This is a genomic window from Streptomyces filamentosus (genome assembly GCF_014654895.1).
GTDB classification, from domain to species: Bacteria; Actinomycetota; Actinomycetes; order Streptomycetales; family Streptomycetaceae; genus Streptomyces; species Streptomyces filamentosus.
Map to the genome: position 1 here is coordinate 1,012,323 of NZ_BNBE01000004.1, position 21,719 is coordinate 1,034,041.

15 protein-coding genes and 5 pseudogenes are annotated in these 21,719 nt (G+C 69.9%); 10 read left to right on the top strand and 10 right to left on the bottom strand.

Going from position 1 to position 21,719, the window contains the following annotated elements; all coding sequences use genetic code 11:
* Nucleotides 1-63: 63 nt before the first annotated feature.
* A pseudogene (locus IE326_RS38365) lies at nt 64-459 on the top strand (Tn3 family transposase); the annotation flags it as partial.
* Between the two features lie 42 nt (nt 460-501).
* Nucleotides 502-1,690: pseudogene (locus IE326_RS38370) on the top strand (IS701 family transposase).
* A gap of 287 nt (nt 1,691-1,977) precedes the next feature.
* Here IE326_RS38370 and IE326_RS38375 read toward each other — a convergent pair.
* Entirely contained in the window at nt 1,978-3,216 is a 1,239-nt protein-coding gene (locus IE326_RS38375; RefSeq protein WP_190044856.1) for an IS701 family transposase, read from the bottom strand.
* Between the two features lie 300 nt (nt 3,217-3,516).
* Between IE326_RS38375 and IE326_RS38380 the strand changes: the two genes are divergently transcribed.
* Nucleotides 3,517-3,951: a hypothetical protein gene (locus IE326_RS38380; RefSeq protein ID WP_229915516.1), complete on the top strand. Its 435-nt coding sequence runs from the start codon at nt 3,517-3,519 to the stop codon at nt 3,949-3,951.
* 156 nt (nt 3,952-4,107) lie between these two features.
* On the opposite strand, the gene IE326_RS38385 is transcribed toward IE326_RS38380, so the two are convergent.
* Nucleotides 4,108-5,039, bottom strand: a protein-coding gene (locus IE326_RS38385) for an IS5 family transposase (RefSeq protein ID WP_190043423.1) whose coding sequence is annotated in 2 segments (ribosomal slippage) — nt 4,108-4,703 and nt 4,703-5,039 — 933 coding nt in all. Because the reading frame shifts where the segments join, the coding sequence is not laid out codon by codon here.
* Between the two features lie 109 nt (nt 5,040-5,148).
* On the opposite strand from IE326_RS38385, the gene IE326_RS38390 reads away from it, so the two are divergent.
* Entirely contained in the window at nt 5,149-6,387 is a 1,239-nt protein-coding gene (locus tag IE326_RS38390; RefSeq protein WP_190044856.1) for an IS701 family transposase, read from the top strand.
* 105 nt (nt 6,388-6,492) lie between these two features.
* Nucleotides 6,493-7,185 (top strand): annotated as a pseudogene (locus tag IE326_RS38395) (Tn3 family transposase); the annotation flags it as partial.
* A 66-nt stretch (nt 7,186-7,251) separates the two neighbouring features.
* Here the strand turns inward: IE326_RS38395 and IE326_RS38400 are convergent.
* Nucleotides 7,252-7,860 (bottom strand): DedA family protein, encoded by a 609-nt coding sequence (locus IE326_RS38400; RefSeq protein ID WP_190044857.1) that lies wholly within the window; start codon nt 7,858-7,860, stop codon nt 7,252-7,254.
* Nucleotides 7,857-8,612, bottom strand: coding sequence for a class I SAM-dependent methyltransferase (locus IE326_RS38405; protein ID WP_190044858.1), 756 nt, complete (start codon nt 8,610-8,612; stop codon nt 7,857-7,859). The genes IE326_RS38400 and IE326_RS38405 overlap by 4 nt, the downstream gene beginning before the upstream one ends.
* A gap of 133 nt (nt 8,613-8,745) precedes the next feature.
* Between IE326_RS38405 and IE326_RS38410 the strand changes: the two genes are divergently transcribed.
* Nucleotides 8,746-9,900, top strand: coding sequence for a sensor histidine kinase (locus IE326_RS38410; RefSeq protein WP_229915858.1), 1,155 nt, complete (start codon nt 8,746-8,748; stop codon nt 9,898-9,900).
* Nucleotides 9,897-10,559, top strand: coding sequence for a response regulator (locus tag IE326_RS38415; protein ID WP_229915859.1), 663 nt, complete (start codon nt 9,897-9,899; stop codon nt 10,557-10,559). Before IE326_RS38410 ends, IE326_RS38415 begins: the two co-directional genes overlap by 4 nt.
* A 332-nt stretch (nt 10,560-10,891) precedes the next feature.
* Here the strand turns inward: IE326_RS38415 and IE326_RS38420 are convergent, their stop codons facing one another.
* A complete protein-coding gene (locus IE326_RS38420; RefSeq protein WP_190044859.1) occupies nt 10,892-12,202 on the bottom strand; it encodes a phytase in 1,311 nt (436 codons plus the stop codon).
* A gap of 495 nt (nt 12,203-12,697) precedes the next feature.
* On the opposite strand from IE326_RS38420, the gene IE326_RS38425 reads away from it, so the two are divergent.
* Nucleotides 12,698-13,624, top strand: a complete 927-nt coding sequence (locus tag IE326_RS38425) for a recombinase family protein (protein WP_190044860.1) — start codon at nt 12,698-12,700, stop codon at nt 13,622-13,624.
* Between the two features lie 181 nt (nt 13,625-13,805).
* Here IE326_RS38425 and IE326_RS38430 read toward each other — a convergent pair whose 3' ends face one another.
* Both IE326_RS38430 and IE326_RS38435 read right to left on the bottom strand, forming a co-directional pair.
* Nucleotides 13,806-14,996: an FAD-dependent monooxygenase gene (locus tag IE326_RS38430; RefSeq protein WP_190044861.1), complete on the bottom strand. Its 1,191-nt coding sequence runs from the start codon at nt 14,994-14,996 to the stop codon at nt 13,806-13,808.
* Nucleotides 14,997-15,095: 99 nt separating this feature from the next.
* Nucleotides 15,096-16,598, bottom strand: coding sequence for an MFS transporter (locus IE326_RS38435; protein WP_190044862.1), 1,503 nt, complete (start codon nt 16,596-16,598; stop codon nt 15,096-15,098).
* A 111-nt stretch (nt 16,599-16,709) separates the two neighbouring features.
* On the opposite strand from IE326_RS38435, the gene IE326_RS38440 reads away from it, so the two are divergent.
* Nucleotides 16,710-17,219, top strand: a complete 510-nt coding sequence (locus IE326_RS38440) for a MarR family winged helix-turn-helix transcriptional regulator (RefSeq protein WP_030758782.1) — start codon at nt 16,710-16,712, stop codon at nt 17,217-17,219.
* Nucleotides 17,220-17,472: 253 nt separating this feature from the next.
* Here IE326_RS38440 and IE326_RS41305 read toward each other — a convergent pair whose 3' ends face one another.
* The 3 genes and pseudogenes from IE326_RS41305 to IE326_RS38450 all read right to left on the bottom strand — a co-directional run.
* Nucleotides 17,473-19,341, bottom strand: a complete 1,869-nt coding sequence (locus IE326_RS41305; protein ID WP_229915860.1) for a Tn3 family transposase — start codon at nt 19,339-19,341, stop codon at nt 17,473-17,475.
* 742 nt (nt 19,342-20,083) lie between these two features.
* Nucleotides 20,084-20,485, bottom strand: a pseudogene (locus IE326_RS41310) (DUF4158 domain-containing protein); the annotation flags it as partial.
* A 143-nt stretch (nt 20,486-20,628) separates the two neighbouring features.
* Nucleotides 20,629-20,991 (bottom strand): annotated as a pseudogene (locus IE326_RS38450) (SDR family NAD(P)-dependent oxidoreductase); the annotation flags it as partial.
* 122 nt (nt 20,992-21,113) lie between these two features.
* Between IE326_RS38450 and IE326_RS38455 the strand changes: the two are divergent.
* Nucleotides 21,114-21,692, top strand: coding sequence for a TetR/AcrR family transcriptional regulator (locus IE326_RS38455; protein ID WP_190044863.1), 579 nt, complete (start codon nt 21,114-21,116; stop codon nt 21,690-21,692).
* Nucleotides 21,693-21,719 lie beyond the last annotated feature (27 nt).

Below are 21,719 nucleotides of genomic sequence, written 5' to 3' on the forward strand. Positions count from 1 at the left end.
CGGGAAGCTAGCAGACAAGCCGCTGACCTGCGAAAACACCACTTTTAGTTCAGTCAACATGTCGCCGCGGCGAACGCCGCGCTCATCACCGCCCAGTCCCGCATCGAGCTCGCTCAGATGTGGGGCGGCGGCCTGCTCGCCTCCGTCGACGGCCTGCGCTTCGTCGTTCCCGTCAAGAGCATCAACACCGGCCCCTCGCCTAAATATTTTGGGTACAAAAGGGGCGTAACTTGGCTAAATGCTGTCAATGACCAGGTCGCGGGGATCGGCGCGATGGTCGTACGCGGCACCCCGCGCGACAGCCTCTACACGCTGGACACGCTGCTGAACCTGGACGGCGGGGTGAAGCCGGAGATGGTCGCGACCGACAACGCCTCGTACTCCGACATGGCCTTCGGCCTGTACAAGATGCTCGGCTTCCGCTTCGCCCCGCGCTTCCGCGACCTAGTACTGCAACGGTGTTTGCCGTGACTGGTGGCCAGGTCGTTCGTTGGTGTGTTCATGGGTGGGGAACTTGCTGATGCCCGGTCGTGGGCGGGTGAACTGAGGTCTCTGCATGAGCGGTTCGTGCACCGGTTTGCCAGGTCGGAGCCGCGTGAGTCGGCGCTTGCGTATATGCGGGGACTGATCGCTCCGCTGGAGCGGAAGAACGGCTGGACGCTTGCCGAGGAGGCCGGGCATGCGGGCCCGGACCGGCTCCACCGGCTCCTGAACCGGATCGAATGGGACGCGGACGAGGTGCTGGACGACGTGCGCGAGTACGTCGTCGAGTACCTCGGAGACCCAGGTGCGGTGCTGATCGTGGACGACACCGGCTTCCTGAAGAAAGGGGTCCGGTCGGCCGGGGTTCAGCGGCAGTACTCCGGCACGGCCGGCCGGACGGACGGAGAACTGCCAGGTCGGGGTCTTCCTCGCCTATGCCACCGGCCGCGGCCGCACCCTGATCGACCGGCGCCTTTACCTGCCGGCGTCCTGGACCGACGACCGTGAACGGTGCCGGCGGGCCGGTATCGGCGACACGGTTGTCTTCGAGACCAAGGTCGCGATGGCGAGGGCGATGGTCCGCCGGGCGATCGAGGAGAAGATTCCGTTCGGGTGGGTGACCGCGGACGCCGGCTACGGCTACTCGAAAAGCTGGCGGTCCGAGCTGGAGCGGGCGGATGTCTTCCATGTCATGGCCACCACCCGTCACGACACCGTCGTGACCCGCTGGGCCCTGGACCATCCGGTTCACGACCTGTTCCACGACCTGCCCAGACAGAAGTGGAAACGCCGTTCCTGCGGCAACGGGGCCCACGGACCGCGGGTCTTCGACTGGGCCAGGGTCGAGGTGCGGCCCTGGCACCGGGAGGACCGGCGGCACTGGGTGATCGCCCGCCGCAGTGTCCGCCGGCCCGAGGAGATCTCCTACTACATCGCCTACTGCCCCGCCGGCACCACACTTGACCAGCTGATCCATGTCGCCGGCAGCCGGTGGGCGGTCGAGGAGTGCTTCCAGAGCGCGAAGCAGGAGTGCGGCCTGGACGACTACCAGGTCCGCCGCTACCCCGGCTGGCACCGACACATGACTCTGGCCATGGCCGCCCATGCCTGCCTGACCGTGCTGCGGGCCCGCGAACTCGACGCCGGGAAAGCAGAAACGGATCCTCCGGCCTCGTCCCCCTCAGCCTTCCCGAGCTCAGACGCCTGATCCACCGCCTCACCCACCGCCGACCGGTCTCGGTCGACCACGTCCTGCACTGGTCGACCTGGCGCCGCCGACGACAACACCAAGCCCGCATCAGCCACTACAAACAACGCGGCCACACACCCCCATAACCTGGCCACCAGTCACAGCAAACACCGTTGCAGTACTAGTAGTGCTTCGTTAGGTTCTTCGCCTGGTTCTGTTGCGGGGCAGGGGTCGGCCGCAGGTGGTGCAGGTGCCGGTCCAGCACTGCAGCAGGTCCTGGAGGGCGTCGAGGACCTGGTAGAGGGTCAGGCCGGCGTGTGGGCTTTTGGGTCGAGCCGCCGAAGGGTGAGGAAGGCCTGGGCCGCGGTGACGAGAGTGACGTGGTGATGCCAGCCGCGCCAGGTGCGGCCCTCGAAGTGATCCAGGCCCAGGCCGTGCTTGAGCTCGCGGTAGTCGTGTTCGATGCGCCAGCGCATCTTCGCCCAGCGGACCAGGTCGGCGACCGGTGTGGTAGCGGGCAGGTTCGAGATCCAGTAGCCCGTCGGGGTGTCCTGGCCGTGCGGCCACTCGACCAGGAGGGTCCGGGCGGGCAGGACACCGTCCCACCGGTTGCGGCCGCCGCCCGCACTCTGGGCCGCGACCAGGGACCGCTTGCCCGCGGGCCGGATGGTCAGGACGGTGAACCGCGAGGTCATCGGGCCTTTGCTGCCCTGCCGCCAGGTAACCTCGGTGAACTGTCCCGCACCGGTTTCCGCCGCGAGGGCGCTGACGGCTCGGGGCGGGGTGCGGTAGCGGGGCAGGGTCGGTGGCCCGAGCCCGCCATAGGCGGGCCGGTGCGGCTCGGCCTGTTCGGCATGGGCGACTTCCTTGCCGGTCAGCGCGAGGACATAGGACAGCCCGCGTTCCTCCAGGCCGGACCGGAACGGGGTGCTGATGCCGTATCCCGCGTCGGCGACCACCACCGGCGCCTTCAGTTCCCAGCCGGCGAGCGTGTCGAGCATGCCGAGTGCCAGGCGCCATTTCTCCTGGTGGGCAACGGCTTCGTCCGGCACCCCGGCCCGGTGGCAGCGGTCCGGCTCGTCCGTCCATTCCCGCGGCAGATACAACTGCCAGTTCAGCGGGCACGAGCCGGTGTCGGTGGCGGCGTGGACACTGACCGCGACCTGACAGTTCGCCCGTTTCCCTAGCGCTCCGCAGTACTGCCGGGCCACCCCGACCGAAGCGGTGCCGCACTTGGGGAACGACACGTCGTCGATCACCCACACCTCCGGCCGGATCGCCCGGCTTAACCGCTCGGCGATCCGCCGCCGCACCGGCAGCGGATCCCACGGCGACTGGTTCACGAACTGCTGCAGGGCCTGCATGTTGCCGTCCGGCAGCCGCTCGGCCATCGGCTGGATCGACTTCCGCCGCCCGTCCAGCATCAGACCCCGCAGATAACACCCGCCCCACCGCCGCTGATCCCGCCGCGGCAACGAGGCGAACACATCGGCAACGAACTCCGATAACTCACCCCGGAGCCGTTCCACCTCCCCCAATCTCATGACCGGAAGATGCCCATCAACAGGAAAGATCACCCAACGTAACGAAGCACTACTAGGACTTGTCCGGGCGATCTCGGCCATAGGCTGAGTGCGGCACGATCAAGCCGAACAGGGCATGGGGTAGGGGGTAACGGGTTGGGCCGGCAGGAGAGGTATCGCAAGGTATTCAGACCGCTGTTGCGAGCCGGGCTCGAGGTGATACCCGATGCGGTTCCGGGCTCGGCGATACCGCATGTCCTGGGGTACGAACGAGAGCGGGTTTTCGGGTTCTGCCTGGTCGAGTACGAGGACCCGCGATTCGTGGAGCGGCTCAACAAGGCCTGGTACGACCTCGCCACCTCCTCTGGCCTGATCGACGAGAATCGCGAGTTCCTCCTCATGCTGCCCAGGGGAACCTGGACCGCCGTAGAAGACCGTCGGCGGCGCACGATGCACGTCTGGCACCGGGTCCGCCTGCTGGAACGGTGGGACATCATGGGGGCCGGCGCGGCGACGTTCCTCGGCATCCGCGCTGGCCACCCCGGCTTCGCCATGCTGGCCCTGGACAACAGCGTCTGGCTCCTGGCCGACACGTACGAAACGGGTGCGGCCGTGTACGCGGTGCGCGATCCCGCCAACTCTCCAGGGGTCCTGCGCGAGCTGGAGTGGGAGTTGGAGTGGCTCGCTAAGAAGGACGAAGACCTGGAGTTCCGACGTGAAGTCAGCGTTTGGCTGGAGAGCAGGCAACAGCGCTAGACGACAGGTTCGGACATGGTCGGGGAAGAGGCCAACAGTTGCGGTCCGAGTGAGCTCGGGGCAACCGACGCCGAGGTTCTGGACAGGAACGAACGCCCGGCGCCGTGTGGGCGACAGAGGCAGGCCGAGAGCGGTCTCGACCTGCGCCCCGGATCATCAGGTCCGAAGCCAGATGACCACGGCTGCCGCTGTTACGGTGCCAAGGAAGACGTAGCCGCGCTTGTCGTAGCGAGTAGCTATAGCTCGGTACTGCTTCAAGCGGTTGATCGCCCGTTCGACGGTGTTGCGCTTCTTGTACCGCTCCTCGTCGAAGCCCGGTGGCCGTCCGCCGCGTGAACCCTTGCGCTGGCGGGCGGCCTGGCTGTCGGTCTTCTCTGGGATGGTGTGCCGGATACCGCGGCGCCGCAGGTAATCGCGGCAGGGTCCGTTGCTGTAGGCCTTGTCCGCGGCGAGACTGTCCGGCTTCTTGCGGGGCCTGCCCGTCCCAAGCCGGGGGACGCGGATTTTCTCCAGCACCGGCTTGAACTGGGTGCAGTCCGCTCGCTGGCCTGGTGTGACCACCAGGGACAGCGGACGGCAGCGGCCATCCGCACTCAAGTGGAGTTTGGTCGTGAACCCGCCGCGCGAACGGCCCAGGCCCTCACCTCCAGCACCACCTCCGCCAGGCGGGCAACGAGACTCTGCCACGGCGTCTCGTTCTGGTGTTCTGCCGGCACGTCCCCTTTTGAGGAGGGAGGCGGTGGCGGATCGGTGCGCGCGCCGGCGGCATGCTGGTGCGCTCGCACGATGGTGGAGTCGACCGAGATGTCCCAGTCGATCTCACCTGCTGCATCGGCCTCGGCCTGGACCTGCTGGAGCAGGCGTTCCCAGGTTCCGTCGGCCGACCACTGCCGGTGTCGTTCATAGACCGTCTTCCACGGTCCGAACCGTTCGGGCAGGTCACGCCACTGCACGCCGGTCCGCACTCGGTGAAGAATCCCGTCGATCACCTGCCGATGATCCCGCCACCGCCCGCAACGTCGATTGCTGACCGGCAGGAAGGGCCGCAGCCGTTCCCACTCGGCATCACTCAGATCACCCCGCCCCATGTTCACATCAACGATACGAGAACGGACCAGTCACATGATCGCCCGGACAAGTCCTAGTAGTGCTTCGTTACGTTGGGTGATCTTTCCTGTTGATGGGCATCTTCCGGTCATGAGATTGGGGGAGGTGGAACGGCTCCGGGGTGAGTTATCGGAGTTCGTTGCCGATGTGTTCGCCTCGTTGCCGCGGCGGGATCAGCGGCGGTGGGGCGGGTGTTATCTGCGGGGTCTGATGCTGGACGGGCGGCGGAAGTCGATCCAGCCGATGGCCGAGCGGCTGCCGGACGGCAACATGCAGGCCCTGCAGCAGTTCGTGAACCAGTCGCCGTGGGATCCGCTGCCGGTGCGGCGGCGGATCGCCGAGCGGTTAAGCCGGGCGATCCGGCCGGAGGTGTGGGTGATCGACGACGTGTCGTTCCCCAAGTGCGGCACCGCTTCGGTCGGGGTGGCCCGGCAGTACTGCGGAGCGCTAGGGAAACGGGCGAACTGTCAGGTCGCGGTCAGTGTCCACGCCGCCACCGACACCGGCTCGTGCCCGCTGAACTGGCAGTTGTATCTGCCGCGGGAATGGACGGACGAGCCGGACCGCTGCCACCGGGCCGGGGTGCCGGACGAAGCCGTTGCCCACCAGGAGAAATGGCGCCTGGCACTCGGCATGCTCGACACGCTCGCCGGCTGGGAACTGAAGGCGCCGGTGGTGGTCGCCGACGCGGGATACGGCATCAGCACCCCGTTCCGGTCCGGCCTGGAGGAACGCGGGCTGTCCTATGTCCTCGCGCTGACCGGCAAGGAAGTCGCCCATGCCGAACAGGCCGAGCCGCACCGGCCCGCCTATGGCGGGCTCGGGCCACCGACCCTGCCCCGCTACCGCACCCCGCCCCGAGCCGTCAGCGCCCTCGCGGCGGAAACCGGTGCGGGACAGTTCACCGAGGTTACCTGGCGGCAGGGCAGCAAAGGCCCGATGACCTCGCGGTTCACCGTCCTGACCATCCGGCCCGCGGGCAAGCGGTCCCTGGTCGCGGCCCAGAGTGCGGGCGGCGGCCGCAACCGGTGGGACGGTGTCCTGCCCGCCCGGACCCTCCTGGTCGAGTGGCCGCACGGCCAGGACACCCCGACGGGCTACTGGATCTCGAACCTGCCCGCTACCACACCGGTCGCCGACCTGGTCCGCTGGGCGAAGATGCGCTGGCGCATCGAACACGACTACCGCGAGCTCAAGCACGGCCTGGGCCTGGATCACTTCGAGGGCCGCACCTGGCGCGGCTGGCATCACCACGTCACTCTCGTCACCGCGGCCCAGGCCTTCCTCACCCTTCGGCGGCTCGACCCAAAAGCCCACACGCCGGCCTGACCCTCTACCAGGTCCTCGACGCCCTCCAGGACCTGCTGCAGTGCTGGACCGGCACCTGCACCACCTGCGGCCGACCCCTGCCCCGCAACAGAACCAGGCGAAGAACCTAACGAAGCACTACTAGCCGATCAGCGGTTCTGGCGCGCCGACCTGCCCGACGGTGAGGGGCCGGCCGTCGGGTACGGGCCGCTGGAGGCCGTCGCCTGCAACAAGGTGAACCTCAAGAGGATCGCCACGCACTGGCCGGACATGCTCCGCGTCGCCGGGTCGCTCATCACCAACCAGGTCCGGGCCTACGACCTGCTGCGGATGTTCGGCCGCGAGGGCCACCCGACCCCGCTCGGCGCCGCGTTCGCCGAGTACGGGCGGATCGACAAGACCATGCACCTGCTCGCCCTGGTCGACCCGGTCGACGACACTTACCGCCGGCTGATGAACAGGCAGCTCACCGTGCAGGAGTCCCGCCACCGGCTTGCCCGGGCGATCTGCCACGGCGGCCGGGGCCAGATCCGCCAGGCGTACCGCGAGGGCCAGGAGGACCAGCTCGCCGCCCTCGGCTTGGTCCTCAACGCCGTGGTGCTGTGGAACACCCGCTACCTCGACGCGGCCGTCGCCCAGCTCCGAGCCGAGGGCCACGACATCAAGGACGAGGACGTCGCCCGCCTCTCCCCGCTCAAGGACCGGCACATCAACTTCCTGGGCCGCTACCTGTTCAACATCAAGGCCAGCGGCCCCGGTCAGGGCCTGCGCCCGCTGCGGGACCCGGACGCCGTCGAGGACGACGAAGGCGAGGAGTGACTACCTCGCCGCTCTCGCCCTCGCAGGAATCTTCATCTGGGCGGTGAGGTGATCCGCAGGAACGACTCAGCGGTGGCTGCGGCGTCGCGTCGCCTGGGCGCGGATCACGAGGAGTCCTGCTGCTGTGAGTGCGGCGAGGGCGAGGGCGGGGCCGCCGAAGGTGAGGAGGCGTCCGATGGAGTCGGCTGCCGCGTAGCCGGCGCCGGCTTCCGCTGCTGCCCACGCGGGTGCCGCAAGGGCGCTGTAGAGGGCGATGTGGCGGTAGGGGAGTCGGGTGGCTCCGGCGAGGTGGGGGGTGAGGGTGCGCAGGACGGGGACGAAGCGGGAGAGGAGGACGGCCTGGCCGCCGCGTCGGGCCATGAGGGATTCGGCTCGGTGCCAGGCCGGGGCGGGCACGCGGCGGCCGAGGCGGCCGGTGCGTAGGCGGTCTCCGAGGAGTCGTCCGGTGCTGTGGGCGAGGAGGTCTCCCGCGATGGCGGCGATGGTGGAGACGGTGATGACGAGGGGGAGGTCGAGGTGGCCGGTGTGGGCGAGGGCTCCGGCGGTGAGCAGGAGGGCGAGGGTGGGGGCGAGGGTGCCTGCCAGGAGGACGGACTCGGCGAAGACCACGGCGGCGAGCAGTGCGTAGGCTGCCGGTGCGGGGATGTGGGCGAGGGTGTCGGTCAGGAAGTTCATGCCCGTTCTCCGGTGGGGGACAGCGCGGGCCGGGACAGTCGCATGGGGGCGGGGGCGGTGGGGGCGGGCGTGGTGTCCGCGGGGAGGGCGAGCTGCCAGATGTGGGCGGGGGGCAGGTTGCGCAGTACGGTCCAGCGGCCGATGGCGTAGCGGTGGTGGTAGTCGGCGAGGACCTTTTCAACCGCGCGGTGGCGGCGTGCGGCGGTGCGGCCGGCGAGCAGGCGGGCGTGGCGGGTGCCGAGGTAGGCGAAGTAAGTGAGGGTGCCGCCGGGGTGCAGCAGCTCCAGGTAGCGGTCCATGATTTCTGTCACCTGCTCCGGTTCGAAGTTGGTGAAGGGCAGGCCGGAGATGATCGCGTCGTAGTGCACTCCGGTGTTGAGCCGCTCGACGTGGACGGTGTGCACCTGGATGCGGGGGGCGGGGACGGGCGTGTGGGGTGTGGCCTGGGCCAGGTCGCGCAGGGCGGGGGTGAAGTGGGGGTTGGCCTCCACGATGTCCAGGCGGCTGCCGGGGGCCAGGGCGGGGATGAGGGTGCGGGTGACGGCCCCGGTTCCGGCGCCGGCCTCCAGGATGTTCAGCGGCTGTCCGGGCCGGGAGAGCACCGGGTCGGCCAGCGCCCGGGCGAGTCGGCGCCCGCTGGGGGCGATGGCGCCGATGGCGTGCCGGTCACGGAACGCCTCACGCAGGAAGAGTCCCCGGCCGGCGGGACGCGGTGCCGGGGCGGGGCGGGAGTGGGGGGTCGTTTCGTCCATGGCTTCGACGCTACGAACGAGGGCCTGGGTGGTGGATCGGCCGTTCTGCGACGGCGTTCCCCTACGAAAGTAGGGGTGTGTCATCGCTGGTCGTCGGAGGCCGGGGCCGAACCGGTGACCATAGGCTTTCGCCGTGAAGCACAGAGAACGCCCCGCATGGCCCGCCATCGGGCGGTTCGTCACTGTCGTCGGGCTGACGGTCCTGGCGCTGTTCAACCAGTCGCAGGTCTTCGACTCCGGTGACGGCCTGCTGTGGGTACGCAGCGCGGTGCTCGTCGTCTGCGGGTCCTTGCTTCTGCTCGGCCGCAGGCTTCCCTGGCCGATCGCACCCCTGGTGATCACGGCGGCGACGGCCTGGTGGGGTTGGCTGCTGCTCCCTCTGTTCTGCGTGGCGCTCTACGACCTCGCCGTCCGCCGCCGGGCCTGGGTCGCGGTGGGGTGCGCCGCCGTCGCCACCGTGGTCAACCTCCCGGCTCGGCCGAGCGTCTCTCCGGAGGCGCCGGCGCTGGCGAACTCCGTGCTCTTCATGGCCCTGGTGATCTGCGGCGGTCTACTGGTCTCCAGCCACCGCCGGCTGGTGGCCTCGCTGAACGCGCAGGTAGGACATCTACGGACCGAGCAGGAACTGCGGGAGCAGGCCGCGCGGGCGGCCGAGCGGTCTCGGATCGCGGCCGAGATGCACGACGTGCTGGCCCACCGCCTGAGCCTGATCGCCCTGCACACCGGCGTCCTGGCCGCCCGCCGGGAGGCCCTGCCGGACACTGTCGTCGAGCGACTGGGACTGCTGCGTACCGCCTCCACCGAAGCCCTGGCCGATCTGCGGGACGTTCTGGGCGCCCTGCGCGACCCCGACGCGACCGCGCCGCAGACCGTTCCGGCGCCCGCCCTGCGAGACGTACGGGAACTGGTCGAGGAGTCACGCGCCGCCGGGCAGGACATCACCCTCGACATCGAGGGCCTGCCCGAAAACGCCCCCGCCGCCCACCGGCTCGCCGTCTACCGCCTGGTGCAGGAAGCCCTGACCAACGCCCGCAAGCACGCCGCCGGCGCACCGGTCCGCGTCCGCCTCGACTACGGGCCGCCCGCCACCCTCATCGAGGTCACCAACCCACCGGGCACCCCGTCCGCGACTCCGGTCGCCTCCGGGTTCGGCCTCATCGGCCTGCGCGAACGCGTCACCGCGCTCGGCGGCGAACTGCACGCCGGGGCCGGCGGCGCCGGCACCTGGCGGCTGGCCGCCCGCATCCCCCACCCCACCCACAACGAACAGAACGGCCCGCGCTCATGACGTCCACCCCCATCCGCGCCATGATCGTCGACGACGACGCCCTGGTCCGGCTCGGCCTGACCGACCTCCTCGACAACGACCCCGGCATCGAGGTCGTCGCCCAGGCCGCCGACGGCCTGAAGGCCATCGAGCAGGCCACCGCCCACCGCGTCGACGTCGCCCTGGTCGACGTCCGCATGCCCCGCATGGACGGCATCACCGCCACCGCCCGCCTCCGCGCCCTCCCCCACCCCCCGAAGGTGATCACCCTGACCACCTTCGACCTTGACGAATACGTCTACAACGCGCTCGCCGCCGGCGCCGACGGCTTCCTCCTCAAGGACACCGACCCCGCCGAGATCCTGCGCGCCGTCCACCTGGTCGCCGAGGGCTCCGCCATGCTCCACCCGGCCGCCGCACGCCGCCTCATCGACCGCTACCACTCCACCGCCCGCCCCGGCGCCGGCACCGCCGCCGGCCGCCTCGACGCCCTCACCCCCCGCGAACGCGACGTCCTCACCCTGCTCGCCCAAGGCGCCACCAACGCCGACATCGCCACCAGCCTCGGCATGCGCGAAAGCACGGTGAAGGCCCACGTCAGCCGCATCCTCACCGCTCTTGAAGTCACCAACCGCGTCCAGGCCGCCCTCGCCGCCCGCGACGCCGGCCTCGTCACCTGAGCGCCCTGCCTGCTGACCCAGGTCCATCCATCGCTGGAACGGGTGCTGGGGCCACGGTTGCAGCACCCTGCCGTCCTCACGATGCTTCAGCGCACAGATACGCAGGCCGACGGTGGCTGGTCGCCATGTGCGGCCCGGCGGCCGGGCCGCACGACTACGGTCTCCGCACAGAAACGGCCCCGCCATGCTCCGGGTTCACCACTTCCGAGCGGGCGCACCAGGGCGTCAGCGGGTCCGGCCTCTCGCGTCGCGCAGAGACCCGCGGTCCCTGCGCGACGCGAGAAGCCTGCTGCCCAGGCATGCGGCAGTAGCCCCATGGCCGTCTGGGGCGGTCAGTCGTCGAGCGCGTCCATGACCTCGGCGAGGTCAACGAACTTGAAATTGGTGGAGTCGCGGTCGCCGTCACCGGGGGCGTCGTGACCGTCCTGGACGACGAGGAGCCCGTTGGGGTACTTGGAGCCGAGCGGGGCGTTCAGGACCGCCGCGCCGTCGCACTCCTCGGAACCGTCGAGGGTGTCGTCCGCAGCGGCGACCCGGAAGCCGCCCTCGTACTCGTTGGCGTCCTCCAGCTCGCGGTCATAGGCGGCGAAGGTGTTGTCGCCCTGACTGGAGGCGAGGACGTAACCGTCGCCGTCGGGCTCGGTGAGCAGCGTCAGGCCCTCGACGTCCGAGGAGATCCTCGTGCCGCCGAAGCCCGGGTCGGCACCCGCCGCGCACTCCTCGGTCTCCTCGTCGTAGGTGCCGGGGACGCCGTACTCGCGGACCTTGTCGATCAGCTTCGGGGCGCCGGTGAGGTCGGCGCGCATCCGCCAGACGCCGACGTCCTCCTGGCCGGCGTAGAGCATGCCGTTGGCCGGGTCGACGACCATCCCCTCGACCTGCGGCAGTTCACCGGGCTCCGCGCACGGGGACCACGAGGTGCCGTCGGGCAGCTGGAAGGAGGAGGGCAGGTCCAGGGCGCGGACCTTGCGGTACGTGACCTTGCCGCCCACCGCCGGCAGCAGCTCCAGGAGGGCGATGCTGGTGCGCTCGCGACGGCTGACCAGGGCGTAGGACTTCCCGGTCGTCCGGTCCGTCCAGGTCGCCAGGCCGTAGGCGGTCCGCTGCTCGTTGATCTCGGCCTGGTCCTGCGAGAACACCGGCGGCGCGGCCGGGTCGGTGACGTCGCTCAGCGGGCCGCCGGCGCGGTCGCGGTCGATGCGGTAGAAGCGCAGCCGGTCGTTGCCCCGGTCGCTGGTGACGGCCAGATCGGCCTTCCCCGAAGAGAGCCGCAGACCGTGCACCAGGTCCACGTTGTTGAACCGGCCCGGAGCGTCGTCCTCGCCCGCGGCGGGCGGCGCGGCTATCGACTGCACCGGACGCGCGTCCAGGTCGTAGACGCGCAGGCCGCCCTCCTTCGCCGTGGCGACGACGAGACTGCGGCCGGGCGCAGCGGCGTTGCGCCAGATGGCCGGGTCGTCCGCGTCGGCGTTGCCGCCCTCGTCGTCGTCGTGCAGCACCGGCGTCTCCGCCCGGGGCGTCACGGCGGGCAGGGTGTCGGCGTGCACGCGATGCTGGGCCTCGGCGGGCATGGCCAGTGCCGCCGCCGCGAGAGCCGTGGTCACGGTCAGCACTGCTGCTCGGACGATGGTGGAGCGATTCACGCAAGTCTCCTATGCAGGGGGGGTGGTTGGACTCGCGAGAGCCTGGTTCCAGAGAGTGTCGAAACGGCAGCCGCCACCCGGCGGGTAACACGGGGCCCCGGTGTACTCCAGATAAACAAGCATTTGCCGCGTCGGCGCACTCACCCGCGGCTCGGGAGATGAGCGCGCGTCATGTTGCCCGCGCCGGCCAGGGTCCTGGCACCGACGCCCGCACCCTTCCCGTGAACACGGCTGGGGGCAGGCCATGGCAATTCCGTCAGTGCCTTCGTCCGTGCAGAAGGCGGAGTCCCGGACGGAATGTGGAGACGGGCGCCGTCAACCGAGCCGCGCCTGCCTGTCGTCAAACGAACGAATGAAGACAGGGATGGCGAGCGTCCAATGAACCCAGGCTTTCCGGGCCCCACGGCGACACGGATCCAATGAGATCCGATGGCGGCTGATGACAGGGTTTGCTGACAGCTAGGGTCGAATGCGACCACCACCACGGGGAGCGGCATGGCCAACCTGGTCTACAAGAGGGTGTCGACCGACCAGCAGTCGACCGGCCGTCAGAACCTCGTCCTGGACGAGGCAGGGATCGAGGACCCGGTCGTCTTCGAGGAGACCGCGGGCACCTCCAGCCGCCTCCACCCGCTGGAGCGTCCCAAGTTCGCCGAGCTGCTCGCCTACGCGCGGCCGGGCGACACTGTGCACATCTCCGAGATGTTCCGCCTCGTACGCGGCACCGGTCACATTCTCGACGTGCTCGACGTCCTCCACCGCGACCAGGTGGCGCTGCGCATCCACGACGGCGCGTTCTCCGCGATGGACCTCACCGCCCGCCACCCGCGCACCGGCGAGCTGCTGTCCACCGTGAAGTTCATGGTGCAGACCCTCGCCGCCGCCGGCGAACTCCAGCGCGACCTCCAGCGCGAGCTCACGTACGACGGACTGCGCGCCGCCGAGGCCAAGGGCAACAAGGGCGGCCGCCGCCCCGCCGTCCCGGCCGACAAGAGCGACGCCGTCCGCACCGCGTACCTGGAGGGCCGGTCCATCGCCGCCCTCGCCCGTGATCACGGCGTCAGCCGCAGCGCGATCCGCACCGCCGTCGCCGATCTCCTGCCCGAACACACCGCCACCGAGCAGGACACCCCCGCCCCGGAACTGCCGGTCACCCTCGACATGCCGGGCAAGATCGCCGACTTCCTCCGCACCACCGAGCTGGAGCCCGCCGAGCGTGCGGCGCTCGACCAGGGGGTGACCGTACGGCGGGGCCAGGGCTACACCCTGCGCGTCAGTGCCGTCCCCGCCGTGCACCATAGGCTCCTCGCCCGCTGCCAGCCGCTCGACGGCGCCCAGGGCTTCCCGGCGATCCCGGCCCAGCGCAAGGCCCGCCGCGAGTACGAGAACCGGGTCAACGCCCTCACGCCGCCCAGACCATGATCGTTCTCACCGGGATTTCCTGTACGCCAACTACTCACACCCGGACACCGGCACTGCGGTACGGATGCGACGACCTGAGTGCCGCAGGTGGACCGCGTGCGGGGGTCTGAAGCCGGACGGCGGATAGGTGTTCCAGCCCTGTCGGGATGCCCAGGAGAGTGCTGTTAGCGATCGTGACCTGTCAGAGGCCGTACGGGGGCAGTGTGAAGGTGTCGGCTGGCGGTACGAGGAAGCGGTTGAGCGCTTTGGCGACGCGGGGCCGGGAGGCGGCGTACAGGACGGTGTTGAGGGCCCGGATGCCGGCCCGGGTGCGGGGTGAGGCGATGTGAGGAACGCCGGGCGGTAGGTGCTGGGCGCGGGTGATGTAGGGGCGGAGGATGTGCTCGTAGCGGGCGAACGCGTTGCCGTGATGCGCGTGGTGGGCGAGTTCGCCGGCCAGGACGTAGGCGCCGGTGAGGGCGAGGCTGGTGCCCATGCCGCTGAGGGGCGAGGCGCAGTACGCGGCGTCGCCGACGACAGCGATCCGCCCCCGGGACCAGGAAGGCATGCGGACCTGGATGACGGAGTCGAGGAAGAAGTCGTCGGCGGTGTCCATGGCGGTGAGGATGCGTGGGATCTCCCAGCCGGTGCCGGTGAACAGGCGGCGCAGGAGTTGCTTCTGTGCGTCGGGTGCCAGGCGTTCGTCTCCGCGGGGCGGGGAGAGGTAGGACAGGGAGGCGCGGGTGGTGCCCCGGTTGTCGGGGCGCAGGGTCGCCGTGCGTCCTTGGGTGGCGTTGTGCCAGCGGGCCCAGGTGCCGTCCGAGGGCTCGCGGGGGATGGTGAAGTACGCGGTCGTCAGGCCCACGGGGCGGATGTCGGTGGTGTCGCCGAAGATCAGGTCGCGGGTGCGGGAGCGGGCTCCGTCGGCGGCGATGACGAGGTCGAATGCACGGTCCGGCCCGTTGCGGAAGGTGACGTCGACCTTCTTTCCTGTGTCGGACAGTTGTGTGATCTCGTCCCCGAACAGGTACTCGGTGTGTGGGTGGGTGGCCTCGTAGAGGATGCGCGAGAGGTCGGCGCGCAGGATCTCCAGGTCGGCGATCGGTCCCTGGCCGCCGAAGGCGCCGCTGGTGAAGGCGGCTCTGGTGCGGTTCGCCGCGTCGACGAAGCGGATGCCTTCTTCGCGGGTGGCGTGGGCCCGGAGGGTGTGTTCCAGGCCCATCCTGCGGGCGACGTCCCGTCCGGCACCGCGCAGGTCCACGGTCTGTCCGCCCTCCCGCGGGGCGGGGGCCCGCTCGACGAGGGTGGCCTGCATTCCGTGCCGTTTGAGCCAGTGGGCCAGGGCCGGACCGGCGATACCGGCTCCCGCGATCAGCACATTCCGGTGCGTCATGGCGCTCCCTTTCGTTTTCCTGGGCTTCTCCCGCCTCGGGCGGCGGCTCCGGTGCGGTCCCGGCCGGGGCCGCTTGTCGTGCACGGCCCCGGCCGGGGCTCAGATGGCGAGGTGCTGCTTGGTGCCGGAGTCGTCGGCAGTGGTCTCGGGGGTGATGCCGTGCTGCTCGTCTTCGGGGCGGCCCTTCTTGGGCAGCAGGAAGGTGATCGCGAAGAAGACCACCAGCAGGCATGCCTGGACGATCAGCGCGCGGTGGAAGCCGCCGGTGAAGTCACCGGTCTTGGCCTGGGCGAAGAACACCGAGCCGAAGACCGCGACGCCGATGGAGCCGCCGACCGCCTGGACCGCTGTCAGGACGCCGGAGGCGGATCCGATCTCGTCGTCGTCGACCGCGGCCAGGATGAAGCTGAACAGGGCGGCGATCACCATGCCGGCGCCGATGCCCGCCACTGTCGTGCCCGGGACGATGTCCCAGATCGAGAACGAGGCGGAGTCGAGGCCGTCGAGCTCGAACCACAGCACGGCGGCGCCGGCCAGCTGGACCAGCGGTCCGATCTGGAGCACCTTGCGGCCGATCCTGTCGGCGAGGAACGCGCCGCTGATGGCGCCGCCGATCGCGGTTCCCACCGCGAGGGGCAGGTTGCCAAGGCCCGCGTCACCGGCGGTGAAGTGCTGGCCGATCTGGAGGAACAGGGTCAGGACGAGCTGGGTGCCGATGAGTCCGCCGAAGAACAGGGCGATGCCGCCGAGCCCGACGGTGAAGGCGGGCTTGCGCAGCAGGCCGGGGGTCACCAGCGGCTCGCGGCCCGCGGCGGCCGTGCGGCGCTGCTGGAGGGCGAAGAGGGCGAACCCGATCACGGAGGCGGCCATGGACAGCCACGTCCACAGCGGCCAGCCGCTCTCCTGGCCCTGGTTGAGCGGCAGCACCAGCAGAGCGCAGGACGCCACGACCAGGGCGGCGCCGGTCATATCGACCCGGACCGTGTGGTCGCCCGCCTTCTTGGGCACGAATTTCGCGGCGACGATCAGTGCCGCGATGCCGATGGGCAGGTTGATCAGGAAGACCGAGCGCCAGCCCAGGCCGAAGAAGTCGCCCTCGATGAGGAAGCCGCCCAGGACCGGGCCGATGATGCCGCCCAGGCCGAGGACGGGGCCGAAGATCGCGAAGACCTTGGTGAGCTCGGGGCCGGAGAAGTTCTCGCGCAGCAGGCCCAGACCCTGGGGCAGCAGCATCGCTCCGGCGGTGCCCTGCAGCAGGCGGAAGGCGATCAGCGACTCGATGTTCGGCGCGATAGCGCACAGCAGTGATGCAGTGGTGAAGGCCGCGAGTCCGATCAGGAACATCCGGCGCCGGCCGTAACGGTCACCGAGCCGCCCGCCGAGCACCAGACCGGCGCCCAGGGTGAGGGCGTAGCCGCCGATCACCCACTGCAGTCCGACCGAGCCGGCGCCGAGGGACTTCTCCAGGTCCGGTCCGGCGACGTTGACGATCGAGGCGTCCAGGAGATCCATGATCTCCGCGACGATCATCACCGCGAGGATCAGCCACCGCCACCGGTAGGGCTCGGTCGTCTCCTCGGGGGTGGGGGACGGGTCACGCATTCCAGATACCTCCATGGTGAAGTAATTCCATCGTGAAGGTAAAGTGATGGAGGTAGGTTGTCAAAGCGGATGACCGTGCGGACCGTGCGACAGGAGAGAAAGGGCGGAGGCGTGGAGGAAGCAGTGCGTGACGGGGTCGCTCAGCAGCGTGAGCGGCTGATGGAGTCGCTGAGGATCTACGGCGGCCACTACTCCGAGCTCAGCCGGCGCTTCGCCGCCTGGCTGGGCCTGCACTCCACGGACGCGACCGCGGTCCTGGAGATCGCCGCCGCCGAGGAACGCGGCACCCCCCTGTCACCGGCGCGGCTGAGCGAACGGATCTCCCTGTCCACCGGCGCCACCACCGCGCTGCTGAACCGCCTCGAAGCGGCCGGGCACATCACCCGCGCCCGCGAGCACTCCGACCGGCGCATCGTCACATTGCACAGCGGCGAGCACATCCAGGAAAGGGCGGACGAGTTCTTCGGCCCGCTCGCCCACCGCCTCGACGCCGCGATGTCGCCCTACCCACCCCAGTTCCTGGAACAGGTCGAAGCGTTCATTGCCGACCTGAACGCCACCATGGACGGCCACCTCACGGAACAGAACGCAGTGGCACCGCGCTCCCTCCACACTCCCTGATGGACGAACTCCCTGACCGGCTCGCTCCCAGCCGGCTTCGCCGCACCAGCTCACCCTCTTCGCCCGCGCCCCGCCCTACGCACCCGAGGAGCAGCCACCTTCGCGACGGGGCTGACCGGGGCTACTCCTCCTCGTCACCGTTCTCGGGCGCGTCCGGATCACGGAAGGGACGCAGGCCCTGGCCGGGACCGCTGGCAGTGATGTTGAACAGATAGCGGCCCAGGAACCCGCTTCGGCGCTGTCCGGCTGCTCGTCAGGCCGGGGACGTGGCCGGCTCGCCGCTGCGCGGGCCGGGCACCGAAGCCGCCACGGCGGCGACGAGGTCCAGGTGGGAATTCATGTCCAGCTCGAACCGGCCGTACGGGTTCACGTGCGTCCAAAACAGCGGGGACAGGGCCCGCCGGTCGGCGTCGGTGAGCTTCTTCTGCCATTTCTCCTCGGCGAGGATGTCCTGGAGGAGCAGGGTGTTGACGTGCACCAGCGCGGACTGGAGCAGGTGCAGCGCGAGCATCGAGACCTCCTGGGACTCCTTGTCGGAGCCGGTCAGATCACCGTCCTTGCCGTAGAACAGGTCGTGGTTGGCGGAGTTCCAGTTCTCCACGACCTGGAGTCCGTCGTTGATCTCGCGGCGCAGGTCGGCGTCGGCGAGGTAGTCACAGATGAACGCCGTACGTGCCGCCCGGCCGAGTTCCTCGATCGCCCGGTAGGTGGGGTGCTTGGGGCCTCCGCGGGTGAAGCGCCGCAGGACCTGCTCGGCCTCGGCGGTGCCCAGCCGCAGGGCGGTGGTGTACTTCACGATCTGGTCGTACTGCTGGGCGATCAGGTCCCAGTCGATCGTCTTGGTCGACAGCACCGGCGCCAGATGCGGCCAGGTGTCGTCCTCCCCAGCCGCCGGCCGGTACAACCGCGCCGAGCCGACGTTCTTCAACCTGGGGAGCAGGTTGAAGCCGAGCATGTGGGCGAAGGCGAACCCGACGATCGAGGCCCCGTGGGTGTCGGTGTACTGGCGGTCGATCTCCACGTCCGTGCAGTGCCGCAGCACGCCCTCGATCATCGCCGCGACCTCGGAGGCCGAGCAGGACTTGAGCTGGGAGTAGACGCACAGCGACTTCCGCTCGACATGCCAGTAGATCATCACGCCGGGCCCGCGGTAGCGCTGGTGCCACTCGGTCATGAAGTTCGAGGACCAGGACCCGAACTTCTTCGAATCGCTCGCGCAGGCGGTGCCCTCGCCCCACCACGCCTGATCGCGGGCGGCGAAGGTGGCGTTGACCAGGCGGACCAGGGCGGCGCGCAGGTTGGTGCGGTTGACGAACAGGTGCCGCACCCGGCGCAGGACGGCCTCGCTCTCGCCGTGCTTGCCGGTGACCGCGACCCGCTTGATGCCCATGTTCGTGCCCAGCGCGAACAGCACGAGCAGCAGCCGGCGCCGCAGCACCGCCTTCGGGACCGCCTCCCTCGTGGCGACTGAGGCGAACTCGGACGTGAACCCGGTGGCGAACTCGGCCTCCTTGAGGATGTCGATCAGGTCGATGGTGCCCCACCTGCGTTCGATCTCCGCCTTCAGCGCGACGAGGTTCTCCGGCTCTGCCTGCTTGCCCAGCGGCGAGACCTTGATCCACGGCTCGCCGTGCTTGCGGACGATGTCCACGCCGCCCGTGGTGCCCAGCCCCAGCGCGGTGTCGAGCCGGGTCAGGGCCTCCCGCAGCCGCTTCTGAAGGGCCCCGATGAAGGACCCAGGGTCCTGCGGCTGGCGGATCGCGTCGTAGTGGACATCGCGGTTGTCCTCGAAGTCGGGGGGCAGGTCGCCCTCGGGGTTCTGCCACCGGCCCGCGCCCGGGACCCAGATCTCCCGGCGCCGCAGCGCGTCCCGCAGGCTGACCAGCACGCACAGCTCGTACGGGATGCGCTCGACGCGGCCGCGCTCGTCCACCACCGCCTTGCGCCACTCCTCGCGCACCACCCCGGCCAGCGGGATTTTCTCCGACTCGTCGAAGAACGCGCCCTCCTTGGCGATGGGCTGGTCCAGGTACCGCTTCAGCAGGTCGATGGCGTCCATCACCGGCCGGTAAGCGGTGTTGTTGCACTTCAGCTCCAGCGCCCCCAGCAGCGGGGAGAGCATCCGCCGCCAGTGCCCCCGAGTACGACGACCGCAGCACCGTGCGCACCCGGGCCCGGTAGCGGGCCTCGTTCGCCGCGGCCTCCGCCGCCAGGGCCTTCAGCGTGGACTCCCCGGCCACCGGGAAGATCACCTTGCGGACCGTGCCGCCCGGCTCCGCGACTGCGGCCTCCGCCAGTCGCAGCAGGATCCCCTCTTTGCCACGGACCCGCTTGAGATCCTTGGTGAACTCGCTCTCGACCTTCTTCTCCGCCCGCGTGTTGATCCGCTGCACCAGCTGGATGAACAGCTCCACCAGCGAGTCGGTGATCTCCGTCTGCCGCACATGGCACAGCGCGGCCAGCAGCGTATAGCGCACCGGCCCGGCTGCCGCCCGCAGGTCCGAGGGGTACTCCTTCGACGCCCGCGCCCGCCACGCCGCCACCAGCTTCTCCGACACGTCCCCGAACAGCTCCGGCGCCAGCTCCAGCGCACGCACCCGCTGGAGCTTGTTCACCTCCGCCAGCAGACTGTCCAGCCCCAGGGCGCCCGGGTCCGCCTTCAGCTCGGAGAAGAACGACACCCCGCCGCCCGCCGACTCCTCCCCGCCGGCGTCCTCGGCCACCAGGTCGTCCAGCCGGGACCGGGTCGCCGCCGACAGCCGGCCCACCGTGGCCGTACAGAACCGCTCCTCGAAGGTGGTCACCGCCGACCCCACCAGGCGGGCAATGCGTCCCGGCGTCGGCGGCTCCATCCGATCCCCCCGGCAGCGCACGACCACGGCCTCCGCCAGCCGGTCCCGGTTCAGCTCCACCCCACACAGCTCCGCCGCCAGCCACTCGGCGAGCTGGACCTGGTCCTCCGCGGTGCACTCCCGGAACCCGAACGCGCCCCGGATCTCCACCCGGTGCCGCTTGATCGCCCGCCCCGACCAGTCGTATGCGGCCCACTCCTCGGCCGGCACCTTCACCTGCTGGGCTACGTACGACACCGCGGGCACCGGGATCTCCCCGGCATCCTCTGGGAACCGGGCCTCCACCTCGAAGAACTTCAGCAACAACGCAAACCCCAGCCGGTTCGCCCCCGACTTGTTCCGCAGCCGCTCCTGGTCTTCCTCCAGCAGGGTCCAGACCTCGATCAGGTCTTCCGGCTCCCAGTCCTGCCGCACCCCGCGCTCCCTCCGGTCATCGTGACCGGACCAACCTCACGGACCCGCCCCCTCGGCTACCCCAGAAGATCGAAAACCCGGACAAGCACACCCCCGCTTTGCTACAGAGCGCTACTTGTCAATTCGCGGCAGCTTCGGGAGGACAGGGCCAGCACGGCCTGCGTGACGTGGAAGACGCCGAACACGTTGGTCTCGAACTGGTCGCGCAGCTGCTGCTCGCTGACCTCCTCGACCGCGCCGAACTGCCCGTAGCCGGCGTTGTTGACGACTATGTCGAGCCGTCCGAACCTCTCGTGCGCGGCGGACACCGCCTGCCGCACGCCGGCGCGGTCGGTGACCTCCAGGGCCAGCGGCAGCACGGCGTCGCCGTACTTCGCCGCCAGGTCGTCGAGCGTGCCGACGGTGCGGGCGGTGGCGGCGACCCGGTCGCCGCGGCCGAGCGCCGCCTCGGCGAAGGAGCGGCCGAAGCCGCGCGACGCGCCGGTGATGAACCAGACCTTGCTCATGAAAATCCCTTCACGTTCCGAAGGGGAACGCCGGGGGGCAGCGTCCCACCACTCCGACCAGAATACTAGACTCGTCTAAAAATCGACGAGTCCAGCAAGTATGATTCGGTGAGGGAGGATCCATGAGCCTGCGGGAACGCAAGAAACTGGCCGCGTGGCGTGCCATCAGCGAGGCCGCCCTGCGCCTGTTCGAGGAGCAGGGCTTCGAGGCGACCACGATCGAGCAGATCGCGGCCGCCGCCAACGTGTCCCGGGCCACCTTCTTCAACTACTTCGCCAGCAAGGAAGCCGTCGTCTTCGACCAGGACCCCGAAGCCCGCGACCGCTGGCGTGCCCTCCTGGAAGCACGCAGCCCCGGCGAACCGCTGTGGGACTCACTGGCCGCGATCATGATCGAGGTCAACACCGGACTGCGCGACCGCATGCCGCTCATGCGCCGCCTCAAAGCACAGTCCCCGGCCCTCGCCCGGGCCAGCCAGGCATCCGGAGAACAGCTGCGCACCGATCTGCAGACCTGGATCCTGGCCCAGACCCCCGGCGAGGACGCGATGATCGGGATCCTCCAGCTCAACATGGCCCTCGCCGCCGCCGGCACCGCCTACCAGAGCTGGAAGACCGACGAGGACTTCGACACCTACATCCAGCGCCTGCGTACCTGCCTGGACGCCGCCGGCGCCGGCGCCGCGGCCCTCACCACCTGACGAAGCCCTCCCGCACAGTCCGGTTAC

Bases quoted from the DNA above. Each gene is read 5' to 3' on its own strand.
- IE326_RS38435 (WP_190044862.1), bottom strand. From the start codon at position 16,598: ATGCGTGACCCGTCCCCCACCCCCGAGGAGACGACCGAGCCCTACCGG.
- IE326_RS38400 (WP_190044857.1), bottom strand. From the start codon at position 7,860: ATGAACTTCCTGACCGACACCCTCGCCCACATCCCCGCACCGGCAGCC.
- IE326_RS38455 (WP_190044863.1), top strand. From the start codon at position 21,114: ATGAGCCTGCGGGAACGCAAGAAACTGGCCGCGTGGCGTGCCATCAGC.
- IE326_RS38415 (WP_229915859.1), top strand. From the start codon at position 9,897: ATGACGTCCACCCCCATCCGCGCCATGATCGTCGACGACGACGCCCTG.
- IE326_RS38405 (WP_190044858.1), bottom strand. From the start codon at position 8,612: ATGGACGAAACGACCCCCCACTCCCGCCCCGCCCCGGCACCGCGTCCC.
- IE326_RS38430 (WP_190044861.1), bottom strand. From the start codon at position 14,996: ATGACGCACCGGAATGTGCTGATCGCGGGAGCCGGTATCGCCGGTCCG.
- IE326_RS38425 (WP_190044860.1), top strand. From the start codon at position 12,698: ATGGCCAACCTGGTCTACAAGAGGGTGTCGACCGACCAGCAGTCGACC.
- IE326_RS38390 (WP_190044856.1), top strand. From the start codon at position 5,149: ATGAGATTGGGGGAGGTGGAACGGCTCCGGGGTGAGTTATCGGAGTTC.
- IE326_RS38375 (WP_190044856.1), bottom strand. From the start codon at position 3,216: ATGAGATTGGGGGAGGTGGAACGGCTCCGGGGTGAGTTATCGGAGTTC.
- IE326_RS41305 (WP_229915860.1), bottom strand. From the start codon at position 19,341: ATGCTCTCCCCGCTGCTGGGGGCGCTGGAGCTGAAGTGCAACAACACC.